The 24,952-nt window shown below is 42.7% G+C and carries 25 protein-coding genes and 1 riboswitch; of the genes, 22 read left to right on the forward strand and 3 right to left on the reverse strand.

The window, feature by feature from the left end; genetic code table 11:
* Positions 1-27: 27 nt before the first annotated feature.
* Positions 28-1,233, reverse strand: coding sequence for a multidrug efflux MFS transporter (locus REC12_RS13375; RefSeq protein ID WP_308895228.1), 1,206 nt, complete (start codon positions 1,231-1,233; stop codon positions 28-30).
* A gap of 312 nt (positions 1,234-1,545) precedes the next feature.
* On the opposite strand from REC12_RS13375, the gene REC12_RS13380 reads away from it, so the two are divergent.
* The 10 genes from REC12_RS13380 (at position 1,546) to REC12_RS13425 (ending at position 12,032) form a co-directional block, all read left to right on the forward strand.
* Positions 1,546-2,157 carry a TetR/AcrR family transcriptional regulator gene (locus REC12_RS13380; protein ID WP_308895230.1) on the forward strand — a complete coding sequence of 204 codons (612 nt, stop codon included), beginning with the start codon at positions 1,546-1,548 and terminating at the stop codon, positions 2,155-2,157.
* A 188-nt stretch (positions 2,158-2,345) separates the two neighbouring features.
* Complete coding sequence (locus REC12_RS13385) at positions 2,346-2,795, forward strand: MarR family winged helix-turn-helix transcriptional regulator (RefSeq protein WP_308895234.1); 450 nt, start codon at positions 2,346-2,348, stop codon at positions 2,793-2,795.
* Between the two features lie 41 nt (positions 2,796-2,836).
* Positions 2,837-4,018: an MFS transporter gene (locus REC12_RS13390; protein ID WP_308895237.1), complete on the forward strand. Its 1,182-nt coding sequence runs from the start codon at positions 2,837-2,839 to the stop codon at positions 4,016-4,018.
* 150 nt (positions 4,019-4,168) lie between these two features.
* A riboswitch (cyclic di-GMP riboswitch) is annotated at positions 4,169-4,256 on the forward strand.
* 274 nt (positions 4,257-4,530) lie between these two features.
* On the forward strand, positions 4,531-7,143 hold the full coding sequence (locus tag REC12_RS13395) for a PocR ligand-binding domain-containing protein (protein WP_308895239.1): 2,613 nt from the start codon (positions 4,531-4,533) through the stop codon (positions 7,141-7,143).
* A 22-nt stretch (positions 7,144-7,165) separates the two neighbouring features.
* Positions 7,166-7,801 carry a Dag1 family anti-phage DNA glycosylase gene (locus REC12_RS13400; protein WP_308895241.1) on the forward strand — a complete coding sequence of 212 codons (636 nt, stop codon included), beginning with the start codon at positions 7,166-7,168 and terminating at the stop codon, positions 7,799-7,801.
* Between the two features lie 21 nt (positions 7,802-7,822).
* The gene (locus tag REC12_RS13405; protein WP_308895243.1) at positions 7,823-8,347 is read left to right on the forward strand and encodes a GNAT family N-acetyltransferase; all 525 of its coding nucleotides are present in this window, start codon (positions 7,823-7,825) and stop codon (positions 8,345-8,347) included.
* Positions 8,348-8,409: 62 nt separating this feature from the next.
* Positions 8,410-8,961 (forward strand): hypothetical protein, encoded by a 552-nt coding sequence (locus REC12_RS13410; protein WP_308895245.1) that lies wholly within the window; start codon positions 8,410-8,412, stop codon positions 8,959-8,961.
* A gap of 94 nt (positions 8,962-9,055) precedes the next feature.
* Entirely contained in the window at positions 9,056-10,855 is a 1,800-nt protein-coding gene (gene ade, locus REC12_RS13415) for an adenine deaminase (protein WP_308895247.1), read from the forward strand.
* A gap of 39 nt (positions 10,856-10,894) precedes the next feature.
* A complete protein-coding gene (locus tag REC12_RS13420) occupies positions 10,895-11,227 on the forward strand; it encodes a TIGR04076 family protein (RefSeq protein ID WP_308895249.1) in 333 nt (110 codons plus the stop codon).
* A 49-nt stretch (positions 11,228-11,276) separates the two neighbouring features.
* Positions 11,277-12,032 (forward strand): SagB/ThcOx family dehydrogenase, encoded by a 756-nt coding sequence (locus REC12_RS13425; protein WP_308895250.1) that lies wholly within the window; start codon positions 11,277-11,279, stop codon positions 12,030-12,032.
* A 202-nt stretch (positions 12,033-12,234) separates the two neighbouring features.
* Here the strand turns inward: REC12_RS13425 and REC12_RS13430 are convergent, their stop codons facing one another.
* A complete protein-coding gene (locus REC12_RS13430; protein WP_308895252.1) occupies positions 12,235-12,825 on the reverse strand; it encodes a uracil-DNA glycosylase in 591 nt (196 codons plus the stop codon).
* Between the two features lie 326 nt (positions 12,826-13,151).
* Between REC12_RS13430 and REC12_RS13435 the strand changes: the two genes are divergently transcribed.
* The 8 genes from REC12_RS13435 to REC12_RS13470 all read left to right on the forward strand — a co-directional run bounded on the left by REC12_RS13435 (position 13,152) and on the right by REC12_RS13470 (position 20,855).
* On the forward strand, positions 13,152-13,844 hold the full coding sequence (locus REC12_RS13435) for a class I SAM-dependent methyltransferase (RefSeq protein ID WP_308895254.1): 693 nt from the start codon (positions 13,152-13,154) through the stop codon (positions 13,842-13,844).
* A gap of 282 nt (positions 13,845-14,126) precedes the next feature.
* Complete coding sequence (locus REC12_RS13440) at positions 14,127-14,927, forward strand: hypothetical protein (RefSeq protein WP_308895255.1); 801 nt, start codon at positions 14,127-14,129, stop codon at positions 14,925-14,927.
* A 12-nt stretch (positions 14,928-14,939) separates the two neighbouring features.
* Complete coding sequence (locus REC12_RS13445; RefSeq protein ID WP_308895257.1) at positions 14,940-16,070, forward strand: ATP-binding protein; 1,131 nt, start codon at positions 14,940-14,942, stop codon at positions 16,068-16,070.
* Positions 16,071-16,073: 3 nt separating this feature from the next.
* Positions 16,074-17,498, forward strand: coding sequence for a vWA domain-containing protein (locus REC12_RS13450; RefSeq protein WP_308895258.1), 1,425 nt, complete (start codon positions 16,074-16,076; stop codon positions 17,496-17,498).
* Positions 17,499-17,836: 338 nt separating this feature from the next.
* Positions 17,837-18,595 carry a phosphatase gene (locus REC12_RS13455; protein WP_308895259.1) on the forward strand — a complete coding sequence of 253 codons (759 nt, stop codon included), beginning with the start codon at positions 17,837-17,839 and terminating at the stop codon, positions 18,593-18,595.
* A gap of 242 nt (positions 18,596-18,837) precedes the next feature.
* Positions 18,838-19,899: an HD-GYP domain-containing protein gene (locus REC12_RS13460; RefSeq protein WP_308895260.1), complete on the forward strand. Its 1,062-nt coding sequence runs from the start codon at positions 18,838-18,840 to the stop codon at positions 19,897-19,899.
* Positions 19,900-20,272: 373 nt separating this feature from the next.
* Entirely contained in the window at positions 20,273-20,596 is a 324-nt protein-coding gene (locus REC12_RS13465; protein ID WP_308895261.1) for a heavy metal-binding domain-containing protein, read from the forward strand.
* A 1-nt stretch (position 20,597) separates the two neighbouring features.
* Positions 20,598-20,855: a hypothetical protein gene (locus REC12_RS13470; RefSeq protein WP_308895262.1), complete on the forward strand. Its 258-nt coding sequence runs from the start codon at positions 20,598-20,600 to the stop codon at positions 20,853-20,855.
* 30 nt (positions 20,856-20,885) lie between these two features.
* Here REC12_RS13470 and REC12_RS13475 read toward each other — a convergent pair whose 3' ends face one another.
* Positions 20,886-21,071 carry a DUF2992 family protein gene (locus REC12_RS13475; protein ID WP_308895275.1) on the reverse strand — a complete coding sequence of 62 codons (186 nt, stop codon included), beginning with the start codon at positions 21,069-21,071 and terminating at the stop codon, positions 20,886-20,888.
* A gap of 205 nt (positions 21,072-21,276) precedes the next feature.
* On the opposite strand from REC12_RS13475, the gene REC12_RS13480 reads away from it, so the two are divergent.
* The 4 genes from REC12_RS13480 to REC12_RS13495 are packed head-to-tail and all read left to right on the forward strand — an operon-like array spanning position 21,277 to position 24,126.
* Entirely contained in the window at positions 21,277-21,978 is a 702-nt protein-coding gene (locus tag REC12_RS13480; protein ID WP_374214209.1) for a response regulator transcription factor, read from the forward strand.
* Positions 21,978-23,033 (forward strand): sensor histidine kinase, encoded by a 1,056-nt coding sequence (locus tag REC12_RS13485; RefSeq protein WP_308895266.1) that lies wholly within the window; start codon positions 21,978-21,980, stop codon positions 23,031-23,033. The genes REC12_RS13480 and REC12_RS13485 overlap by 1 nt, the downstream gene beginning before the upstream one ends.
* A 46-nt stretch (positions 23,034-23,079) precedes the next feature.
* The gene (locus REC12_RS13490; protein ID WP_308895268.1) at positions 23,080-23,877 is read left to right on the forward strand and encodes a molybdopterin-dependent oxidoreductase; all 798 of its coding nucleotides are present in this window, start codon (positions 23,080-23,082) and stop codon (positions 23,875-23,877) included.
* Positions 23,878-23,901: 24 nt separating this feature from the next.
* Positions 23,902-24,126 carry a DUF3006 domain-containing protein gene (locus REC12_RS13495; protein WP_308895269.1) on the forward strand — a complete coding sequence of 75 codons (225 nt, stop codon included), beginning with the start codon at positions 23,902-23,904 and terminating at the stop codon, positions 24,124-24,126.
* Positions 24,127-24,952 lie beyond the last annotated feature (826 nt).

Below are 24,952 nucleotides of genomic sequence, written 5' to 3' on the forward strand. Positions count from 1 at the left end.
CTGACTTGCAATTGTTCTCCCACCAAGTTAAACACTCAGTTTTTCTTTAAGACTAAGCTTGCGGTAGACTTTAAAATACACCCATAGAGCATTAATCAGCAGCAAGGCACTGGTGATAAAAAAGACGTATTGAATACCCAAACGGGCTGCCACTTGGCCACCCAAAACAGAACCTCCAAATACGCCCAGATACCCTGCCGACATGGTAAAACCGAAAACTCCGCCTGTCAGAGAATCCGGTGTAATTTTCTTAACCAGAGTATTCACGGAAGGATTCAGACCCGCTATCGTTAAACCCAATAAAAAGCGCAGGCCCGTCAATTGCCACGGATTTTTCACAAAGGCTTGGGGTATATAAATGATTCCGGCAATCACAAGAGCAACGGTTATGACTTTATGCGCTCCTATTTTATCCGAAAGTTTTCCCAGTCGTGGGGCGGCTATGATATTGGCCAGACCTGAGGCTGAAAATGCCAATCCGGCCAAAAGTGCGACATGACCGGCGCCTTTAGTTAATTGAGTGACATAAACGGTTACGATGGGTTCGATAGAATACAGTCCCAGAGTTAAAATAAAAAAGGTTACAAGCAGGACAATCGTCAGGCTCTTTTCCGGAACACCCTGCCATATCGCCTTGAGGCCGGTCGCCTTTTTCTCTTTAGGGACAAAGGATTCTTTGACAAATAAAGCCGTCAGAATAAAGGCAATCAGCAGCAGGGCGCCCGTTATGAAAAAGACGGGTTGAAAGCCAAGGCGCTCTTCGATAAAACCGCCGATAATCGGCCCCAGCAAAGAACCGGCAATACTTCCCGTGGAAAGCGTGCCTAAGGCATATCCCGCATGCTCCTTATCCGTCTGGGTTGCAATCAGTGCAGTGCAGGCTGTACCATACCCGGTGATAGCCCCCTGCACTAATCTTAAGCCGATTAGAACATAGACATTCGGTGCAAACCCCATGCAGCCTATAATTATGGCCATGCCCAGGCTTGCCCGCAGAATCATCGGTTTTCGCCCGACCTTGTCAGCGACATGGCCCCAAATAGGCGAGAAAACAGCAGAGATTATATAGGTAATACCAAAGGCGATTCCTGAAAGCTGGGCAACGGCAGACATGCTGTGAACGCCTAAATGCTGTATATAAAGCGGCAATACCGGGGCAATCTGACTCATACCTATGCCTGCTACAAACATTCCAAACCAGCAAACGAATAAATTTCTTTTCCAAATCGGCATGAATATAAGCCACCTTTCCTTTATGACTCCCATGGCGGGCGCTTCTTTGGCCAGTTAAAAGGGCGCTCGCTTTTGCTCAGATTTTCTACAGAGCTTCCGGTTTTGGGCTTTAGCCCGAGGTGACGGCCGGGAGGACGCCGCCGGCGGCAAGGCCGCACCTGACCAACAGAGCGGTCTTATTGTCGTGATGTTGCATGTTTTACAACCTCTTTTCTTTATGTTAATATAAACGGAGACATCTCCATTTATATTAACCGGGGAATTCTCCATTTGTCAAGAGGAGTTTGACAATTTACGTTGAGGAAGTGATGAATGATGTACAGTTCAGAGACAAGCCGGGGGCGTTCCGAACGCCGGGATGCCGCTGAAAATCGGCAGCGCATATTGGATGCGGCTTTTAGGTTATTTGAGCAAAACGGTGTTGAACAAGTCAGTATGAATCAAATCGCCACTGAAGCCCAGATCGGTCCGGGAACGCTTTATCGCCGTTATCGGAATAAAGGGGAATTGTGTCTGGATTTAATTAAGGATAACGTTATCCTGCTTTTTGATGATATCGAAATCTATCTGCAGGAAAATTGTTCCGCACCGCCAAGCTGGCGGCTAAAAGGAATTCTCAGTTTATTTATCCGTTTCAGAGAAAAAAAGGCGCAGCTGCTTACGGGAGTCGAGGATTTTCCCTCGCCTAACCCTCTGCGCTCCAGGACGCGAAGTCCCATCTTCGAGGAGTTACACCAGCTCTTAGTTGAACTGTTTGAGGAAATGAATGCAACTGAGCAAAATCATTTTGACAGCGTCTTTAGAGCGGATATGTTGCTGATGGCTTTGAGCCGGGATTCCTATTCCTTTCAAAGAGAGGTGCGCGGTTATCAACCTGAGGTGATTTTGGAACAAATTTGCGCTTTATTTATTCCGTTTCAATGAGCTTTTAAGGACATAAGATTACTAACGGAACTGAGGCTGATTTAGGAATCAGTGACTGGGAAATTGCCGGATCATTTTAGTATGGTCCGGCTTTTTAGATAAAATCAGTTTCCTCTATAAAACAGTTGCCTTTGACACCAATTTTTCGTATACTAAAACCAGTTTCCAAGGAAACTAGTTGAGGAGGGGTGATTTTGCCGAATATCAGCCGCTACAATGCAGCAATTTATAGGGTCACTCAGAGCTTGATCAATTATAAATTGCGAAATCTAGACATCAAAAGCGGACAACAGGATTTTTTGTATGTGATTTCCAAAAGCGAGGGAATAAGCCAAATCGAGTTAAGCAATTTTTTATACGTTGGCAAGTCAACTACCGCTAAAGCCCTGAAGAATTTGACGGCTAAGGGGTATGTCACCAGAAAGAGGGATGAAAATGACAAACGCGTCTATCATCTCTATCTAACTGAGAAAGGAAAACAAGTTTCCCCCAAGATAAGGTCAACTTTTTTGGAAATAGTGGATATCATCACCAAAGATTTAACAGAGGAGGAGGCGGAACAAACACTTAATATTTTAAAGAGAATACTCGGCAGACTTTATGAAGAAAAAAATAGCCTTGGCTCCGGTGACGATTAGACAATTTCTAAACGATTAGTTAGGCAGGGAGGGCAATGAGTATGTCTGAACAAAACCGCCTTTGGACAAGAGATTTTCTTTTCATTGATATTACGAGTTTTTTAGTTTTTGGCAGTTTCTATTATCTCCTGTCAACGCTTCAGTATTATGTTTTGCAGCTGGGAGGATCAGTTGCTTCCGTTGGCCTGGTCATGGGAATATTCACTTTAGTAGCCGTGGCAATTCGTCCGGTAGTGGGACAATTTCTGGATAGCCGTGGCCGCCGTCTCATCTTGATGTTTGGCTTGGTTATCATTCTGGTTTCCTTCCTGATTTACCCCTTGGTCCATGCACTTTGGTGGGTCATCCTGATCCGGGTTTTGCACGGTATCGGCTGGTCTGTGGTGCCTGTGGCAATTAGCACTATAGTCGCCGATGTTGTCCCCGGCAAACGCCGAGGTGAAGCTATGGGTTATTACTCCAATTTCATGGATGTTGCTATGGCGATCGGTCCATTTATTGGGGTGCTATTGCTTCAGTTAGGCAACTATAAGGCTGTTTTTTGGGGAGCCGCGATTACTTTGCTTCCCGCCTTAGCCTTTGCCTGGTCGGTGCGCGAACGCTACCAGCCATCAGTTGATCGTCCCAGAGGACCGCGTTTGAGCCGGGCGGCTCTCCTGCCAGGATTTGTGATGATGACCGCCAGTATTGGCTATGGCTGTGTGGTCAGTTTTTTGCCTACTTTGGTAATGGAGCGGGGCATTACGGGACATTTTCTGGGTATGTCAGATTACGCTTTTTATTACATCATCTATGCTGTAACTTTACTCCTTACGAGAGGAATCTGGGGACGGCTCTCGGATAAGTTCGGCCGCAAAGCCGCCATTATACCTGGAATGCTCTTTTTAGCCGCCGGAACCCTCCTTTTGGCCTACACCTGGTCTTTCCCTCTGCTTCTTTTAGTCGGTGTCGTATACGCTGCCGGTTTCGGCGCGGCACAACCGTCAATTTTAGCCTGGACAGTAGATCGGGCCGGCCATAGCGACCGGGGAGCGGCAGTCTCGACTTTCTTCATCGCTTTTGACGGCGGACTTGGCCTGGGGGCTTTGGTTATGGGAATGGTTACTCAGTATTTCTCCTATCAAGTTACTTTTCTAATCGCTACTCTGATCACTCTTGTCGGTTTCTTACTCTACGTATGTTATCTCTATAGGGTAAGATCGGGCGAAATTAGTAACTTGTGAAAAGAAATTGGGATAATAACCTATCAAAATCTGTAATTTTGAATAAAATATATCAATATGTATTGAAAAAATGAATATTTTGTCATATATTATAGGTATTATAGGCGTTAAGTCTCATTATGGTGGGGCTAAAGGCTTAATCAGACAATATTATACGATTGGCAAACCATACGAAAGTGCGGGACGCAAAACCATAGGGTCTAAGTTCCTTTGGGAATATGACAGCCTGGTTGCTTAAATGAGAATAGCAATGGAAGCAGCCAATATAATTTTTGGCTGCATTTTATTTTGTGTAATTTGCAGCCTCGTTTTAGGAAGTGCGGGAGCATAATTTAATTTTAAGGAGGAGGGGGAAGTTAACCCAGGTAGTGACATACTTTCGCTCTGGCGCCGGTATATCAAACGATCTTTTAGAATAATCCACATAAAACGTTCTATATTCAGTGAAATCATATCAGACTTGTTGGGACTTCAAAAGCAGGACAAAACTTAATAGGAATAAGGTGTAAAGTATGAGTGAAAAAGCTACATCTTATGGTTGTATTCAAAATACCCGGTATAAGTTTTCTGAGTTATTTGATCTACATAAAATCCAAACACTCCAAGATTTGTTTTCTGCCGCCACAGGTGTAGCTTCAATTATCACGGAACCGGACGGAACCCCAATAACTAAACCCAGCGGCTTTTGTGATTTATGCAATCTCATTCGCGCAACGGAAGCAGGTTTGCGAAATTGCTTGTTATCCGATTCTTTGGTAGGCGGTCCCAGCAAAAAGGGACCCCAAATCCAAAGATGTTTGAGCAGCGGGCTTCTTGACGGAGGAGTGAGTATTGTTGTTGACGGTCGGCATATTGCCAACTGGCTTGTTGGCCAAGTGCTTGATGAAGGCTATGAACTAAGTGGTTTATTGCAATATGCTGATGTTGTCGGAATTAAGCCTGACGTTTATGAAAAAGCCTTAGGTAATGTTCAGCGCATGTCTAAGTTGCAATTTGAAAATATCTGTAACTTTCTTTTTCTTAATGTACAGCAACTCTCGAACCTCGCCGCCCAAAACTTTTTTTTACTCCACGAAATTAAGCAGACGATCGTTAATGAAGCAGAGATTAAAAATCTGAACAATGAGCTGGAATTAAAAATCAGGGAAAGAACAGGACAACTGGAAGAGAGTAATTCTGAGTTAGAAGAGATTAATGCCACTCTTGAGGAAGAAATTAATAAACGGCAAAATGCGGAAGAAGAACTAAACCTCTTAAATCAGGAGTTAGAAACTAAGATTGTTGAGCGTACACGGCAGCTTCAGGATTTAAATTCCGTATTGGAAGAAGAGATTGTCGAAAAGACACGGGTCGAAGATGAGCTGAATAAAGAGAGAATGCTCACAGATGCCTTATTTAATAGTGCGCCGGGAATGATTTATCTTTACGATGATCAAAGTAAGCTGGTGAGATGGAACAAAAGTCATGAAAGTATGACTGGGTATAGTTGTGAGGAACTGGCCCACATGAATTTATTTGATTGGTATAAAGGTGATCTCAAGAGCCAAACAGCAATCAGCGCAGGGATTAAAAGAGTATACGAGAACGGATTTGGCGATGCTGAAGCGGATTTGCAAACCAAAGACGGCTCCAAAATCCCTATGTATTTCCGGGCCAGTCCGGTAATGATTGCGGGAAAGCTCTATTTCGCCGGAATAGGTATAGACATCACGGAACAGAAGCACTTGCACGAACGGTTGCAAAAATATCAAGTACTCGCTGAGAATGTCAATGATGCAATGCTCTTTGTTGACAAGAAGGGACATATCCTGGAAGTGAACAATGCAGCCATGAAAACTTATGGCTATTCTCAGCTGGAATTCTCTGTGTTGACCGTTTTTGATTTGAGGCCGCGTGAAATCATTTCAGATATTACCGGACAAATGGAGCTCGCAGACAAAGAAGGGATTATTTTTGAAACAGTTCATCAATGCAAAGATGGCACGATGATTGATGTTGAAGTCAGTTCCCACGGTACTTTTTTAAAGGATAAACGAGTTCTTCTCAGTATTGTGCGAGATATAACCGCCCGCAAAAAAAGGGAGGAGGAAAATCGCTATTTAAGCTATCACGATGCCTTGACGGGTCTCTACAACAGGAGATTTTATGAGCAGGAAATAAAGCGGCTGGATACGGAAATGAATCTGCCGGTTTCGATAATTTTAGGGGATGTCAATGGACTGAAGATTATTAACGACGCTTTCGGACACGATAAGGGAGACGAGCTTTTACGGAAAGTTGCGAAAGCGATTCAAAGTGTCTGTAGAAAAGAGGACATTGTCGCCCGCTGGGGAGGAGACGAGTTTGTCATTTTATTGCCGAAGACCAGCAACGAAGAAGCGGAGAAAATTGTTAATTGCCTAAAAGAGCTGCATGCTAAAATATATATCAATGCAGTTGGTATCAGTCTCTCCTTTGGCTGGGAGACAAAGAAGACGCAGGATGAGGATATCCTTAAAGTGTTGAAATATGCCGAGGATATTATGTATAAGCACAAAATTATTGAACACAAGGGCATGAGAGGGAATATTATCAATACCATTATTAGTACCTTACATGAAAAAAATCCCCGGGAAGAGGAACATTCCAAAAGAGTAAGCCAGATATGTCAAGCCATAGGCAAAGCCATAGGACTGTCCGAGATTGAAATCAACAGGCTCAAAGTGGTTGGATTGCTTCATGATATCGGCAAAATTGCCATTGAAGAGGGGATACTTAATAAACCGGGGAAACTAACTCCCCGAGAGTGGGAGCAGATTAAACTCCACCCGGATATTGGTTACAGAATACTCAGCTCATCCTATGAAATGGTGGAATTAGCGGAGGGCATTCTGGCTCACCATGAACGATGGGATGGCAACGGTTACCCCAAAGGATTGAAGGGTGAAGAAATTCCCAAGGTTTCACGCATCATTGCCTTAGCCGACAGCTATGACGCCATGGTCAGCGAGCGTCCATACCGTAATCCTTTAAGTGCGGAACAAGCGTTAAATGAAATTCGCAACAATTCCGGAACACAATTTGACCCCGAAATTGTTGCGATGTTTTTGAAAAGTATACAGGAAGGTTTTAACTTTCAAATGTAACATTTGAGGGAGGAATTTTGTCATGGCTAATGTTCCCCGGCCTAGCTGCAATGAAGTTGAAAACTATTTAGTTTTTTGGAGCAGCCTGGAAAATTATCTTTTACAGGAAAGGGCCTTGACTAAACTCTTCTCCAGAACTTATCCCGCTAATACGGATATCAATGATGTGCTGATTAAGGTTTCAACTTTGAATGCCTTCTATAGCACAAATGTATACTTTCCGCTTCAGATCGCACAACATATCCTTGATTTGAAGATTGATGAGAGACTTCAAGCGGACGATATGACACTGGTCAATGACATTGCCAAAGTTACGATAGATAATGGGAGCGTGAAGAATTTCTATTCTTTTGCCACAAAGTACTGCAGCCAGCATAAACCCCTTGCTTTTCCTATCTATGACAGTTACGTGGACCGGATGCTCAGATATTTTAGAGATCAGGATGGTTTTTCTGATTTCAGCAATTATGATTTAAAAGACTATGCGGCTTTTAAGGAGATCTTACTTAAGTTCAGAGCTTTCTACAATCTTGAACGGTATAATTTGCAGGAAATAGATAGGTATCTTTGGCTGTCAGGGAAAGAGAAGTTCTCGAAAATTAGTACCGCACAACTTAAGCATGCTGGGGATAGTGTTAGTATTGGGCTAAAGGATTAATCTTAGTGAGGTATAATTAACATGGTGAACCTCAAACTTGAAAATGGGTATGAAATAGGAACACTGACTTTAGATGAATTGAAGGCTGTTGCGGAATTAAACGAAAAATGTTCAGATTATTACTTATTGCATGAAGGAGAACAGCCGTCGGAAAAGAATACTTTAGAAATATTTAACGCCTTGCCTCCAGGTAAAAATTATGAGGATAAGTTTGTTTTGGGGATTTTTAATGACACCGATGAACTGATTGGAATTATTGATCTGGTGAAAAACTTCCCCGGAGAAGGGGAATGGATGCTGGGCTTATTTTGTATTGCCCCCCAACAGAGGGATAAGGGTCTGGGCAAACTGGTTCACCAAACCTTAGTTCAATGGGCGGTTAAATTAGGAGCAAAATCTTTTCGGCTAGGCGTACTTGAAGAAAACCCTAAAGGAATGAAATTCTGGTCTGGCCTGGGTTACCGGAAAATCAAGGAAAGTTTGAAGGTTGATGCTCAACAGAAAACACATGTAATTAAGGTTATGACCATCCAAATCGGTTGTTAAGTGCAAAGATTGCCTTTGGTACAAAACCTGAATAGTTATTAAGAAAAAGTGAGAGGAAGATTATGCTCAAAGGCACAATGGTTTTCTCAGTCTCTATTTTGGTTTTAATCTCAATCCTTTGCTTAAGTTTAGCGACAAGGAATGACACCTTTGCCTTTAATATGCCGGCGTCCATACAGGAGATTGTCATTCAAGGTGATTCGGCCGCCGGTATCGGATGGACTCCGTATCATCCCAAGAACGCTTTAGGACAAGTAGCTTCATGGTTAAATCAGGCCACATTCTATGCCGGGAAAGTACCTCAATCACAAGAGGTGATTCATCATGTCACTAATATTGGACCAGCTCGCCTGCAACTTTATGTTTCAGGCAAACACCTGATTACCATTTACCCTGCTTATTACATAGCCAAAATAAAAAAGACAGGTATGGCAATTATTTTTCTGGACAAGTATGGCAAAGCCATCAGTATTTCAGACCCGGGTTATAGAGTCCAGTATGTACAGAATGTTATTGTCTTTAATGACGCGGGAGAGATCACGTACTTAAAGTCCAAGGAATTATATAATTGGCTAAAAACGGACCAATGGAAACGGGAATTTAAGGTTAACTAAGAGAAGAAAAGTAGGGCAGACACCTCTAAGGCGAGAGATTATGCACACCTATAATTTTACTAGTGCCATGAACAAAGCGAAAGGACTGACACTTATGATAAAAAGAAGGTATGCTTTAGCAGAAGTGACGGAGAAATTGGCAGCAGTTGCTCAGGGAAGGGAACCGGCGGATACAGTCATAAGGAATGCCCGCTTGGTGAATGTCAATACGGCGGAAATCGTTTCGGGGGTTGATGTTGCGATAACCCAGGGCAGAATAGCTCTGGTGGGAGATGCTTCGCATACCATCGGGGAAACTACTCAAATTATAGATGTCAAAGGGCACTATATTACGCCTGGGTTCATGGATGGACATATACATGTGGAAAGCAGTATGCTGTCGGTCAAAGAATACGCCCGCGCCGTCATCCCGCATGGAACGACGGCTATTTTCATGGACCCGCATGAAATGGCCAATGTTCTGGGCATGGATGGGGTTCGCCTGATGATCGAGGATGGCCGCAATGTACCCCTCAGGGTTTATACCGCAATGCCTTCCTGTGTCCCGGCCGCCCCGGGCTTTGAAGACACCGGGGCAGAACTGGGACCTAAAGAGATAGAAGAAGCTATGACCTGGAACGAGGTTGTGGGTTTAGGGGAAATGATGAATTTTCCCGGAGTCATCAAGGGCAATTCGGCTATTCATCAGGAGCTTCAGGCAACGTTAAACGCCAATAAGACCATCACCGGACACTATTCGCTGCCGGAAACAGGCGCAGGCTTAAATGCCTACGTGGCTGCCGGCGTGCGCTGCTGTCATGAGTCTGTGCGAATGGAAGATGCTCTGGCCAAAATGCGTCTGGGCATGTATGCCCAACTGCGGGAAGGTTCCGCTTGGCATGATTTAAAGGAGACTGTAAGAAGTATCACTGAGAACCGCATCGATACACGCTATGCCACCCTAATCAGTGACGACACGCACCCTGAAACTTTGGTCGCCCTGGGTCACCTTGACCATATCGTTAAACGGGCCATAGAAGAGGGCGTCAATCCGGTCACGGCTGTGCAAATGGTGACGATCAATGTTGCTCAATGCTTTGAAATGAGCAGGGATCTTGGCAGTATTTCTCCCGGCCGCTGGGCGGACATTCTGGTGCTCAGCGACTTGACGAAGGTTAAGGTTGAAAAAGTAATCATTAATGGCGAGCTGGTTGCGGAAAACGGACAGCTGACGGTCGCAATTTCCGGAAGTTCCTATCCGGACTATGCGCGGAAAACTGTGCATCTGGCCGGAAAGCTGGTGGCTGAGGATTTTGCGGTCTCCCTACCGGCTCCGGCTCCGCAGCACGCCAAGGTTCGTGTCATAGAAATTATGGAGGCCAAGGTTGGGACTTATCACAGGGAATGCAGCTTAGCTGTGGAGGCCGGCAGAGTTCAGACGGACTTAAATCAGGATATCATAAAAGCTGCTGTAATCGAACGCCATAAAGCCAGCGGCAGCATGGGGAAAGGCTTTGTCAAAGGCTTTCGCTTAAAAGAAGGGGCTGTGGCGTCAACGGTTTCCCATGACGCCCATAACCTGCTGATTGTAGGCACCAATGATTCGGACATGGCCCTGGCCGGGAATACTCTTGCCGAAGCCGGCGGAGGACTGGTGGCTGTCAAAAACGGCCGGGTTATGGCGCTGCTGCCCTTGCCTATCGCCGGGCTGATGTGTGAAGAGCCTGCCGAAACAGTTGCCGGGAAAGTTGCGGACCTTGAGAAAGCATGGCGGGAGCTGGGTTGCGATTTGGTATCGCCATTTATGACCACCTCACTACTTGCCCTGGCCGTTCTGCCTGAGCTGAGACTGACTAACCGGGGACTTGTGGATACGGTTAATTTCAAGTTCGTGGATTTGTTAGTAGATGCCTGACTTTACCGGGCAGACGGAAGACGGGAAAGAGGTTAAAAAATGGGCGCAACAAAATATTATGACGTAAAGATTTCAGTTCTCAAAAAACTTGATGTTGGCGCTATTTATGAAGAGTATGCCTCGGAAGGGGTCCCGGCAGTGTGTGCGAAATATCAAGAAGGGCAAGTGTTTATTGCGAAGAATTGTCATAAACCGGATGGATTTTGCAGTTGGGCCTGGGCGGGACTTCAAGATAAGGTTGTGTTTTTAGCCTTGGGGCACGATTATCCTTGGATAAAGCAGAAAGGAACTGAAATTTTCAGTTGCGCTGACGGACTTCATCCGGTTCTTTATAAATTAGAAAGAATAGAAACCGCATCACCTCTTACGTAATGCTATTGTAAAAAGAATTTTAAAAAACTAAATGTAAGGAGTGAAACAAATGAACCGATACGCTGAAAACAGGCGCTTTCTCAAATCCAATTTTTCGGAGTTCGCCACCTTAAAAACAGATAAAATGAAGGGAACACCCAAACCTCCGGAATTTAAACCGTATGAGCCTGATTCACAGATAATTGATCTCCCGGCGGTGACCGAAAATATTCTTACCACCCAAAACATCTATACCTGTATTAAGGAAAGAAGAAGTACAAGATTTTACAGCAGTGAACATTTGAGCCTTGCGGAGCTATCCTATTTACTGTGGGCAACCCAAGGGGTAACAGGGGTAAAGGGTGGATTAACCTTAAGAACTGTTCCCTGCAGTGGAGCGACTCATTCCTTTGAAACCTATTTATTGATCCGCAATATAGAAACAATCGCACAAGGTCTATACCGTTACTTACCCCAAGAGCATAAACTCTTATTGATATCCAAATTAGAGGAGATTGAGCATAAGATAAATCAAATCACTCTTGATCAACCATTCGTACCCCGCTTTGCCAGCAAAGCGGCAGTGCTGTTTATTTGGAGTACAACTCCTTATAGGTCGGAGTGGAAATATGATTTGACCGCTCATAAAAAGATTTTAATCGATGTCGGGCATGTCTGTCAGAATTTGTACCTGGCCAGCGAATCTATCGGCGCCGGGACCTGCGCCATAGGTATCTATGACCAGGCGCTAATTGACCAGATATTGGGGCTCGATGGCGAGGAAGAATTCGTATTATATCTGGCCGCAGTCGGGAAAAAACAGTAATGCCCATTTCCCCTGGTGAAGATGGAGGATCAAGCCAACCTCTTCCTTTTCACAAGCTGGAATCGATGAATTTCGCTCATCCGTAAGGGTTGAATTTACAGAGTATATCTCATTGGGGCTGGACAAAGCACAGACACGGACAAACCTTTACAACTCATCATTAACACAGTCGGCTAAAAGATTTATCTTTTAGCCGACTGTGTTAATGATGAGAAGCAGGAAAGATTTCCCGAGCGTGAAAGGAAGCTATTAATTTCCAGTCCTCTAAAAATAACTTATTGAGAATAGGTCTTCTTCTTACGGCCAGAGGGTGGTAGGAAAATGCGGTGGCAGTTCCGTTATAAAAACTTATTTTTCCCCGCAGGGACTTGACCTCAGACTCCGGATCGTCAAGGAATGATTGGGTGGCCACGTTGCCCAGACAGACAACTAGTTTGGGCTTTTTTGTCTTTATTTGGTCGTATAGGTGCTGCATACAGGTTGACCGGGCTTGTTCCTTATTATATTTTCTGACAGGACGGCAGCGGACAACATAGGTTAGATAAAGGTCATCCTTTCCCAGTCCTACGCTACTAAGGGCAAGATAAAGGGTTTCTCTCGTTCCGCAAATATACGGGACGCCAAATTTATCTTCTCTGGCACCGGGGTTATCAAGCAAAACAAATATTTTGGCGTCAGGATTTCCCTCGCCCCATAAGACCCTTGATCGTTGCTGGGATAATGAACATTTCCGGCAGTCCAGGAGTTCAACCGGAGCGGGGTCTTCGGGCCAAATCCCTGGTGGTAAGGACATAGGCATTCCCACCTGTCTGTAGTATAGTTCAGGAAATAGTATAACCTTCTGAGGTGATTTCCATGTTGCCAGGGATTAAGTCCTATTAAAACCGACCTGCCAATTCTTATTAGGGGAATGTCTTATGGAGGTTCCCTTAATCCTCAATCTTAGAAGGAAAAAGGTTAACCAGCTTTAAGAAAATTCTTGCATATTGAATTATCGAACTTTTAAGGAAAGAGGAAAGAGAGGGAGGAATTTAAAAGCAAAAGTAGAAAGTTACAAAAAAATAAACATAGGAATTACGAAATACGAAAAGTATAAACTATAGACGAGGGTGATTGCGAATGAAGGAAGCGCTTTTTGACCATGTCGCCGCACGTTATGATTCCTGGTATGATACTGAGCTTGGATCTGTATCTGATCAAGTGGAACGTCACCTGGTCCAGTCCATGTTTCGGGCGCCGGGACCAAAGGTTCTGGAGATCGGCTGTGGGACCGGACAATATACGAGCTGGCTTGTGCAGGAGGGATATGAGGTCACCGCCGTCGATATTTCCGCTGAAATGATGGCTTTAGCCCAAAAGAAAATAGCGGCGCTTGAGGAGAACACCTTAAAAGCTGATCCTGTTCACTGGTGGCATGCTGATATTACGGAAATTCTTGATCAGCTGGAAACCTATGATGGGATTTTTTCCATGACTGCCTTTGAATTCGTAGCCGAACCGGAAAAAGTCTTGCAAAAACTTTTTAGCCGTTTAAAGCCCGGAGGCTGTATGCTGGTCGGAGTCATCGCCGGCGGGAGTGCCTGGAGCGAATACTATGCGGAGGCAGCCCGCAGCAAACCCACTTCTGTTTTCGCCCGAGCCGCCCTGTATAGCAAAGAGGAAATAGCTTCCTGGCAAATCGGTGTACCGGCCGAAATTGGCGAATGCCTTTTCTTCCCGCCTGATGTTCAAACAACATCCGAGGCCCTTGCGCGCGAGGAGAAAAGGGAAGGAAATCCTGGGTTTGTGGTGGCAAAGTGGCTAAAGGGCTGATAATCATTTTATATCAACATTGCTGATTTCCTTTAGGGGTGCGTCTTTAAAAAAAGAGTGCCCCCAAACCGGGATATTGCAGTTTGAACGATGCCGAGTTAGCCCAAAATGCAGAAAAGCCCAGTAATACTAGTAATACTGGACTTTTTATGTTCCGGGGATTGCCTTAGCCTGCCATCAGGCAGCTTGGTTTAAAGCCGTGTGCTTGGAGCGCAATTAGGGCCAATTGTAAATTTCTGCGCAGAAGTAATAATCAAATAAGGACAGAAGGAAAATAACCTTATGGAAAAATCAAAGCTTATGGAAATGCTGAAGAGTAATCCTAATGCCATAGTCTATATAAACAATCCTCCGGATGAGCTAAAGATCTTGGCCGTTAAAAACAATGGACTTACCTTAAAATATATTGAAAATCCAACGCGAGAGATGCAGGAGCTAGCCCTGGAAAACAATGGAGGAGCAATTCAATTTATTGATAATCCCACGGAAGAGATGATGCTGAAAGCTGTCCACGCTAGCTGGGTTAACTTAGAGTATCTTAAAAATCCCAGCGACGAGTTGATCAAATCAGCTCTCAAGCAAGCCGGCTGGGCTATTAAGTATGTAAAGAATCCCAGTGAGGAGTTGCAATTATTAGCCGTACGGAAAAATTACGATGCTATAAAGTTTATCAGTGAACCTTGCGAACGTGTCCAGGAAGAGGCTGTGCGAATTAGTTATGATGCCTTAAGATACATAAAGTCTCCCAGTTCTAATACAGAGCTTATAGCTATCAAGAACAATGAGCGGGCTGTTACTTTTATCAATGATTTGGATAAAGATAAAATCCTGGCATTTTTGCAGGTCAATAGTTTAGTCCTTAACTATGTGATGAAAGAATTAAGCAAAGAGGATTGCGAACAAGTGTTAAAAGACGTATTATCCCGTGAGGATGTCGACGAAAAGTATGTAAGGGATTTTTTAAATTGCAGTAGCGATAAAGATAGCGGTCTTATGCCCGGCGACAAAATGATGTTTATTTATAATTATGGAAGTAACAAGGCGAAAAAAATAGCTGTCGATGAAAAGCTGAAGATGCTGTAGGAGTGAGCCATCATGAATTTTACAGACACCTTAAAAAGTGTTGACTTAATACTGGCGACGGGAGAAGTACCTTTAATCGTTGGGGAAAGCGGAATAGGAAAAACAGCGTTAGCTAAGGAGATTGCGCAAGAAAATCACTGGAGTTTAATTGTTATTAATGGGAATCTCCTTAAAGAAGGTGAAATCGGGGGTCTGCCAATGATAGAAGCTTATGCAGGCCCCCATAATAAAGAAGGTCAGCTTGAAAAGAAAGCGACAGTCTACGCCGTTCATCATAAGCTCAGGGAAATTGATGAAGAAATAGCTCAGGGAAAAACGGTTCTTTTATTTATCGACGAGATCAACCGTTGTGAACATACGGTACAACAGGAGCTGATGAATTTAATTCTCAATCGAGAGATCAACGGCTACCAGTTACCTGCTGATGTAAAAATATTAGCCGCCATGAATCCTTCCAGTAAATATGGTGCGGATTTTGACTACCAGGTTGTCGATATGGATGCCGCCCAGGAAAATAGATTTGTCTGGTTATATATGGAGCCTGATTATCATCAGTGGATCGCTTGGGCCCTAGAGGCCGGAATTGAGCAAAAGGTTATCGAGTTTATCTCCACCTTCCCCGATTATTTGCATAAGCTTAACGAAGATGATCTCAGAGCAACTCCCAGGAGCTATGAGCGAATTTCCAGCAGTTATAAAATTTACCGGGAAAACAAAGATACCATACCCAGATCCGTGTTTTTAAATGTCGTCAAAGGGAATGTCGGGCGATTAATAGCCGAAGAGTTTGTGAGCTTTGTGGAATCCGATTATCCTTCACTTATAGCTTATGAGGACGTTTTTGCAGGAGATTCTCTCCCGGAATTGATCGGAGAACGAGTAAAAAAGGAAAGCCATACCAGGCTTTATCTAGCCGCCAGGAATATTCTCAAAAGCTTAGAAGCAAACATCTCAAATGCTCGTGATGATTCAAGTTTTTATATTGACAGGCTGATTGAGTTTTTACAACTATATCCTGTGGATTTGAAGATAGGAATTATGCGCGATATTAAAAACAATTATCCTGAAGTATACAAACGGGCTATAGAGAAGGAAGCGTTTATCGAATCCTATTTTGAATCTTATCGTTTAATCAGGCGATAAGCTATGGAAAGTTGTTTTGCTAACCAGGTTAAAGAGCTCGGTGCAAAAGCGGAGCTGATTATTGAGCATTATTATAAAGCGAAACGCCGGGACGCTAATTCCCGCATAACTATACCTCAAGAGTTTAAAGAAGAGTTTTTTAGCCTTGTCGATAAAGTTAATCTAAGTCTTATGGAAGACAAAGATAATTTCTATGGCTATTTTTTGCTGCAGATGTCCAGAGAAATACGCTTTGACCTAAGCAGTCCCAGTGCAGTCAATTTTCAAGGCACTAAATATGTTATCTATTTCAATCCGCTAATCTTTTTAAATCTTAACCTTAAACAAATGGAAAGTACCATTAAACATGAAATACTCCATATAGTATCTCTGCATTTAATAAGAGCCCAAGAGTTTAAGGCTGGCTACAGCACCTTAGCCGTCAATATGGCTATGAATATCGTCGTCAATACCTATTTGGATTATCTGCCGCCCTATGCGGTAACTTTAGAATGGGTAAATTTGAATTATTCTTTAAACCTTTTGCCTTTTAAACCCTTTGAATATTATGTCGAAGAGATTCAAACTGCCCTGGACCTATTGGCAGCAGATGAGGATGCGGCCGCTGATCCCGGAGATGAAACCGCTGACAGTGATCAAGAGGAAAAAATAGAAACCGCTTATGATCCCGAAAAAACCCATGATATTTGGCAAGATTCCAAAGACAGCGATGAAAAGACGCTTCAGGAGTTTACCGAGAAGTTTATTGATAATGCCCAAAAGGGCAGCCTGCCGGGTTATTTAGAAAATATGATCGCTTCCCTTAGAAACAGCAAAGGTGAACTGCCTTGGAATCTATATCTTAAGAGGTTGATGGGAATTGTTGAAAGTAATAAAAAGAAGACGATAACCAGAAGAAACAGAAGACAGCCCCAGCGCTTGGATTTAAGAGGGGAACTTAGGAGCCATAAAGCTCAAATCCTTGTTGCCCTCGATATCAGCGGCAGCATTAGTGATCAGGAATTTAATCAAGCCCTAAAAGAGGTGCTGGCTATTGTCAAAAATTATAACCAGGAAATTACGCTTATCGAATGTGACAGTGAAATCAGACGGGTGTATAAGGTCAAATCCGTAAAGGACATAAAAAGTCGCCTGAATACAAGAGGAGGCACCAAATTTACTCCGGTTTTCGAATATGCTAATCACCATAAGGTCAATTTGTTAGTCTATTTTACGGATGGCAAAGGTGAGGATAAGCTTCTCACCATACCCAGGGGATATAAAACTTTATGGGTTATTTCCGGAAAGGGAGAGAAGCTGTCGTTACAAGAAGCTTACGGGGCAGTTAAAAACCTTAAAACTATTGTTGCCATTGATGAGACATTAAAAATGACGGATGTTCGAAGTGACGGGTATTCAATGAACGACCAGGAAAGTATGCATATTTAGCGCAGCCTCCGCAGAACAGATTGCTGTAAGAAAAAGTCCGAAAAGTATTCTCTGTATTGCCGGATGTATTTGTTTTGGTGGTGGAAAAAACCAGGTTTAAAGATTTTTTAACCTGGTTTTTACATTTAGTTAGCCGTTAGCTAACAATGTTTTAGTATTATATTTTTGTGAGGCTTTTCGTTTTCTATCCACTCATGAAATATTAGATGCTAAACTCGAACACCAAATCAGTTTGGGTGAAAATGAATTAGAGAAAGAGAATCATTATACCTTTCAGTTGACGGAAGCCTAATATTGAATTGATTAACTTTTATTATAACTAAAAAAGGGTGATGAAAATGGATTTATTGGTTGATTTGCATACACATACAATATCAAGCGGTCATGCTTATAGTACTATTACGGAGAATGCACTTGCAGCTTCGCACAAAGGTCTAAAATTATTAGGGATGACAGATCACGGACCCAGTATGCCGGGCGCTCCTGATATTTACCATTTTGGGAATTTGTCAATAATCCCCAAAGAACTATTCGGTGTAAAAATATTACCGGGCGTTGAAGCTAATATCGTTAATTATGAGGGGGAATTAGATATACCTTATAATTATTTGGCCCAAATGGAACTGGTCCTGGTCGGGCTCCATGAACTATGTTACCCGGGCGGGACATGTGAACAAAATACCCAAGCTTATATCAAAGCTATGACAAACCCATATACAGATATGATGGTTCATCCCGGACGACCGGATTTTCAATTAGACCTTGAGCGAATAGCTTACAAATCAGCGCAGTTAAACCTGCCCGTTGAGGTTAACAACAGTTCACTTTCGACAATCGCTAAAAAGGATGAAGCAAAATCGAATTGCCATGATTTTGCCGGTTATATGGCTAAATATAAAGCCCCGGTCATTTTGGGGAGTGATGCGCATTTTTGGGACCGGGTCGGAGAATTTAGTGAGGCCATTGCCTTGATTCGTGAAGTGGGAATAGAGGAACATCAGATTCTTAATACATCACCTGAACGAATACTGAATTACTTGGCAATGCGCCGAAGACAACGCCGGAGTCTCTCCAAGGCTCCCTTAAACATTGCTTAGGGTTTAAGGAATTTAACAACAGAAAGCCCTGGAACATGTAAATGTTTCGGGGCTTTCTGTTGTGGTAAATTATAGGTTCCAGATTTTTAGAGTCATTAATTTTGCAGTAAGCAAAAGTTAACAGATAGCAATTATTATAAAAGGATAATCAAATATTCCCGGCAATTCAGCCTCGTGAGGATGTTATCCAGCCAAATAAATGTTAGAATCAAATTAAGCTGAAATTTTAAGGGAGATGTGCCATGCGACAAGTTAATGTTTTCTATCTTAATGAAGGAGAGATCCTTGCGCACCCTATTTTAGACGCTAACGGTAGAATATTGTTAACTTCCGGAGTGAAGTTGACAAATTTATATATCCACAAATTGCAAGTATTGGGAGTTGATACTGTACTTATTGAGGATGACCGATTAGACGATGTCGCGATACAGATGGCAATTACGCCAAGAACTAAGGAGTCTGCTTATAAGGCAGTTAAAGGAGTAAGATATTGCATTGAAACAAATCGCTTAATTCGTTCCAATGAACTAAAAGATATGTTGAAACGGATGATATCGGATTTATTAAGCTTTGAGGGAATATTAGGGTATATCTCTGACTTTCGGGGATATGATGATTTTATGTTCCATCATTCGGTGAACACAACAATTTTCGCCTTGGTTTTAGGCATGGCTAATAAATATAGCGAAGCAAAGCTTCTGGAGTTAGGGCTTGGAGTTCTCATGCATGATGTAGGAAAAGTTAAAATTCCTAACGTATTGTTGAATAAACTAGAAAAACTTACGGATGAAGAATTCACAGAAATAAAGCAGCATTCTAAATATGGGTTCGAGATCTTGCGAAAGATCGATGACTTTGGATTGATTTCCGCTCATGTAGCCCTCCAACATCATGAGAGATGGGATGGCAGCGGCTATCCTAGAGGATTGAAGGGAACAGCAATACATGAGTACGCCAGACTTGCCGCTCTTTCAGACGTTTATGAAGCTTTAACCAGTAAAAGAGTATATCGCGATGCGATTCAGCCCTATCAAGCCTACGAGTACATAACAGGTCATTCGGGCATTCTTTTCGAGCCCAGTCTTATAAATATCCTTTCGACGCGAATTGCTATTTACCCTGAAGGGTCCGGAGTTATTCTTAATAATGGCATGTATGGCAATGTTGTTAAACAAAACGTAGGATATCCCGATCGCCCACATGTCAGAATGTTTTACCAGGCTGATGAACTACTCCAGCCCCCCGTTGACTATAACCTCATGGAACATCCTTCCTTGTTAATCACTGGGTCGGAGAACCGTTAATATTAAGCAATGGCCACGATACTGAGGTGAAATTATGATAACTGGAGACTTGATGAGTGAGATGGAAGTAAAAATGAAAAATAGCCAGAACGTTATATTACGTCTGGCTATTTTCTTTAGTGTGCCCACATAGTGATCAACTGAATTGCCTCTCCCCGGTACTTTTGCTAATACTGAAAGAGGTTATCTTCCGGCTATAATTATCGCTGGCTTTGGGAACACTGACAGGAATGTAATACTATTTTTTCTGAAAATATGCGGGCTTGATATTCATAAAGATTCAACTCATTGATGCAAGGCTTGGAATTATAAGTTAGTTAAACAAGCACTATATAAAACATTTTTAAATAACAAGGCAGGAGGGAGTGATGGCATGTTAATCGTTACCACCGAAAACATTAAAGGATGCAAAATAATAGATGTCAAAGGCCAGGTATTTGGCGTTGTCGTTCGCAGCCGGGGATTGGGCGGGAATATTGTAGCCGGGCTGCGCAGTCTTGTCGGCGGGGAAATCCATGAATATACAGCGCTACTCGAAGACACGCGTAAACAAGCGGTAGACCGTTTAGTAAAGAATGCCCAAGCTATGGGGGCAAACGCAGTCGTTATGATGAGATTTGATTCCAGCGAAATCGGAAAAAACATGAGTGAAATTGTAGCTTTTGGGACTGCGGTTGTAGTGGAGAAAGAAGCCTAAGATGAAATGGGCATTGGGGATTTATCTTTTAATAGATGCTGGGATAATCATTATCGCAATCTTTTCATGGTTAATTTGGGATAAACGTTATCGAAAGAATCAAGGAACCTCTATACCCCAAGGATACGTTGCCACGGATGAGGTATTCATTGACCCGGTTGATGGTAAGAAATACAAAGTCTATTATGAACCGACAACTGGAGACAGGTTTTACCAAGAAGTTAACTATCTGCCGGAAGGGTTGAGGGGTGAGAAGTGAAAAACCGGGATAAACCCGGTGAGTGAGCTGTTATTTGCCTCTGTGCTTCGCTTTGGCCTTGAGAGTTGCAATCTTACGTTTCTTTGTGGCCAGTTCTTCCCGCTGTAATTTTGCTTGAATATGCCTTTCCACTTTACGGCTTTTCAAATTCTCTTTGATAGCCTCTTGTGAATAGGTCGAGGTCCCTTTTGCCTGAATTCTCTCGGGCTGTGTAATTAAGTGAAACTAAAACGGGGAAATTATCCTGCAAGCAAATGCAGGATTTTTTATTATGGAGGTGGTATGATCTAAACAAATAATGAGACTTAATACTTTTTTAATAGTTTAATAAGGATTTTATAACCTTTATTGTTTAAACTGTTCCTGTGACAAGTTTTAGATAATGAATAGCCGAAAATAAAGCATCATTTGGGAGTTTATGATGAGCCAGAAAATTCTTGTTGTCGATGACGAACTTAATATTACGGACGTCTGTAAAAAATATTTAGAGCGAGAAGGCTATCAGGTAATAGTGGCCTCCAATGGAGAAGAGGCGATTGAAAAATGGCAAAAAGAGCACCCCGACCTGATTGTGCTTGACTTGATGATGCCCAGAAAAAATGGATGGGAAGTGTGTCAGCAGATACGAGATACTGATGACGTGCCAGTTATCATGCTCACGGCCCGGGGAGAGGAAATGGATAGACTTTTTGGTTTAACCATTGGCGCCGATGATTATCTCACGAAACCTTTCAGCCCTAGAGAGCTTGTCTTAAGGATAAAGAGCATATTCCGCAGAGTTAATAAGGGAAACAATAGCTCTGCACTACCTGAAAATAAGCTGATTTATAATTCCCTGGCAATAAACGCTGAAACCAGAACGGCAACTGTCAGAGGGAAACTTATTGAGCTAACTGTCAAAGAGTTTGACTTGTTATGGCTTTTGGCCAGTCATCCGGATCAGGTATTTTCGCGCAACCACCTGCTCAATCAGATCTGGGGTGTCGATTATTTTGGGGATACTACAACCGTAACCGTTCATATTCGCAAACTGCGTGAAAAGATCGAAGAAATCCCCTCTCAGCCCAAATACATAAAAACTGTTTGGGGAATTGGCTACAAGTTTGAAGGACGTGACAATTAATGAGACTTAGGACGCATCTTCTTACGGCAAACGGAAGCAGCATAGCTTTTATCCTTATTTGCCTGTCAATCAGTTATTATAAAATGCTGCTCTCTTTAGACCAGATAGTTTTCTTAACGTTTGTGGCACTTATTGCCGGAGTTATTTCTTTTTTTGTGCATGTAATCATGACCCGGCCTATTGAAAAAGCTATAGGGCTTATTACTTTTGAGTCAGCAGAGATAGCAGCCGGTGATTTTAAAGGAAAGGTACCTCTGATCGGCCCGCTTGAATTCAGACAATTAGCTTTACAATTTAATGAAATGAGCGGCAAGCTCAACGAAAGCTTCACTAAACTTCAACAATCAGAAACTTCCCGCCGGGAATTGGTTGCTAATATCTCCCATGATCTAAGGACTCCTTTGGCTTCAATTCAATCGTTTGTCGAAGCTTTGCAAGATGATATTGTCAAGGACAAAGAGACTTTTGAACGATATTTAAACACCATAAGACTGGAAACCAAAAGGCTTGGTGTGTTAATCGAGGATTTGTTTCAATTGTCCAGGATGGAATTAGGAACAGAAATTGTTCACCTGCAGCCTTATTTTCTTGACGATCTCATTATTGAGACACTAGAAAATTACCAGTTGAGGCTTGACGATTCAAAATGTGAAGTTTCCGTAGACATCCCGGAAAAGATGAAGAAAGTTTATATTGACCCGGATAAATTAAAAAGAGTGTTCATCAACTTGATTGAAAATGCCCTGCGTTATTCTCCGGCCGGAGGCTTAATCAAAATCACCGTTCAGGATCAGGAGCCTGAATACTGTAAGGTTGTAATTACCGATCAAGGGGAAGGAATCAGCGGCAACGAACTAAGCCATATTTTTGACAGGTTTTATCGTGTCGAAAAATCCAGAGACAGGCAGTATGGAGGGACGGGGTTAGGGTTAGCCATCGCTAAATCTATTGTTGAACTGCACGGCGGTCAAATCGGCGTTGAAAGTACTGTTGGCATTGGCAGTTCCTTTTGGTTCACGCTACCTAAACATAATCTTCTGGAAAAAATAAATTAACTGGGGCTTACTAATCCTTGTTAATGGCCAAGAAAGGCTGAATTGAGTGGAAAAGGACAGGAATAAGTTAATATCTAAATTTTTTCACAAGGGCAGAACAAATCCGGAGATTAACCAACAAGGAGCAGGTTACTCCAGGAGGACTTTTTTCAAGATTTTAATGGGAGGTTTAGGTTTAATTGTTGTTCCCTATGCTCTCCTTAAAGGTTCGGAAGTATTAACGCCGGAGAATATACCCGGCCGGGGAAAAGAGATCAACAACACACCTTATAAAATGAGTCTCGAACCTAAGCCCCTTCCTCAGTCAAGGCCTCCAATCGGAGGAGGATACCGGGGGAATTTTACGATATTTAATGTTGCCGGCATGCCCGCTTTCACTGATGACACCTGGGGGTTCTCGATCAACGGACTGGTTCGTAATCCGCTATCCTATAGCTGGAAAGAATTTTTAAACCTCCCGCGCCAAGTGCATGTTGTCGATTTTCATTGCGTAACGGGCTGGTCTGTCAATAACGTAACTTATGAAGGGATTCCGATTTCCAATTTGTTAAACCTTGTCCATCCCGGAGAAGATGCTCGGTATGTCCGGTTTTATTCCGGAGACGGGGTCTACACGGATACTTTAACTATGGCTCAGGCGCTGAGGGAGGATGTGATGGTAGCTTTACTTATCGATGGAAAACCTATTGACCAAGAGCATGGCGGCCCCGCCCGTCTCATCGTTCCGGGGATGTATGGTTATAAATCAGTAAAGTATTTAGTCCGCATGGAACTAACTAAAGAACTCAGCAAAGGATATTGGGAAGAAAGAGGTTATAACGTTGATGCTTGGGTAGAAAACTAAGGTTTAGTAAAGGGGAAATGTTAGATGAAAGGCGTAATTGACAAAATAATAGGTGAAATTGCCTTAGTTGAGTTTGATTGCTGCAGCATGATCTCCCTGCCGTTATCTTATCTGCCTGCGATAGTTAAAGAAGGTGATGTTATAACAAAAGTGGATGGTCAATATATCATAGACCGTCAAGAAACCAAATGGCTTAATGACGCCGTGCAAAAATGTTATCAAACGAAGGCCCTCAGAGGCAGAATTTAAGCTGGTTTTCCGGCACTAGTCATTGAATAGCACTAAAAACCTGAGAGTGGTATATTCTCTCAAAAGTACTGGAGGCACTTTCCTATTTGTCTCACAGCCTGAGTTTTGCTCAGTTATCTAAATAATCGCCGGAGCGTTTTGAACGTTTGCGGGAGCTACAAAATATCAGGCGATCTATATCTATTTTGCCCTCGGATGAAATGAGCCTGGTCCTTTCGTGTGAAAACAGCCTCTACTAAATTAATATAGGAAAAACCAAAGGCATCAAGACTGATTGATGCCTTTGGTTTTTCAAAGGTTATGACCTGAGATCACAAAGCAAGTTGGAGAATTGCTGGAACAGACGATCTTGTTTGCTTCGCACCAAAGACTTTAGCATGGCAGCAGCAATGACAGCCTGTCCCGGAATCGCATGCGCATACGATTCCGGGACAGGCTGTTTAGTATGAGGTTTGTCTTCCCCCTTCACACACCTGTTTAGCCGCGGCGTCGGCTTTGAACTTTTCCAGAGAGCAGGGCAGATATCTGCCATAAGATTTTTTCTTATCAATAAAAATTTTACTAATAGCATAATTCTTGGTAAAAATTTCGTTGACATTAAAAAGCTTGTGTGTTATATAATATATATAGATTAAATGGTTGTAATACAATACCGAACATAAAGATATCGAGTATAAAATAAAACAAAGGGAGTGTCGCAAAACTACTTTAAAAAGTAGTCTGCGATACTCCTTTTTTGCTTTTTGGCTATTAAAATCGATTAGTAAATCTTCAAACATTTTGAATCTCTCTGATGCACTTAAATTTGGGCACAGAAAAATAAGCC

The sequence above is a fragment of the Candidatus Desulfosporosinus nitrosoreducens genome, from assembly GCF_030954495.1.
Taxonomy (GTDB): Bacteria; Bacillota; Desulfitobacteriia; order Desulfitobacteriales; family Desulfitobacteriaceae; genus Desulfosporosinus; species Desulfosporosinus nitrosoreducens.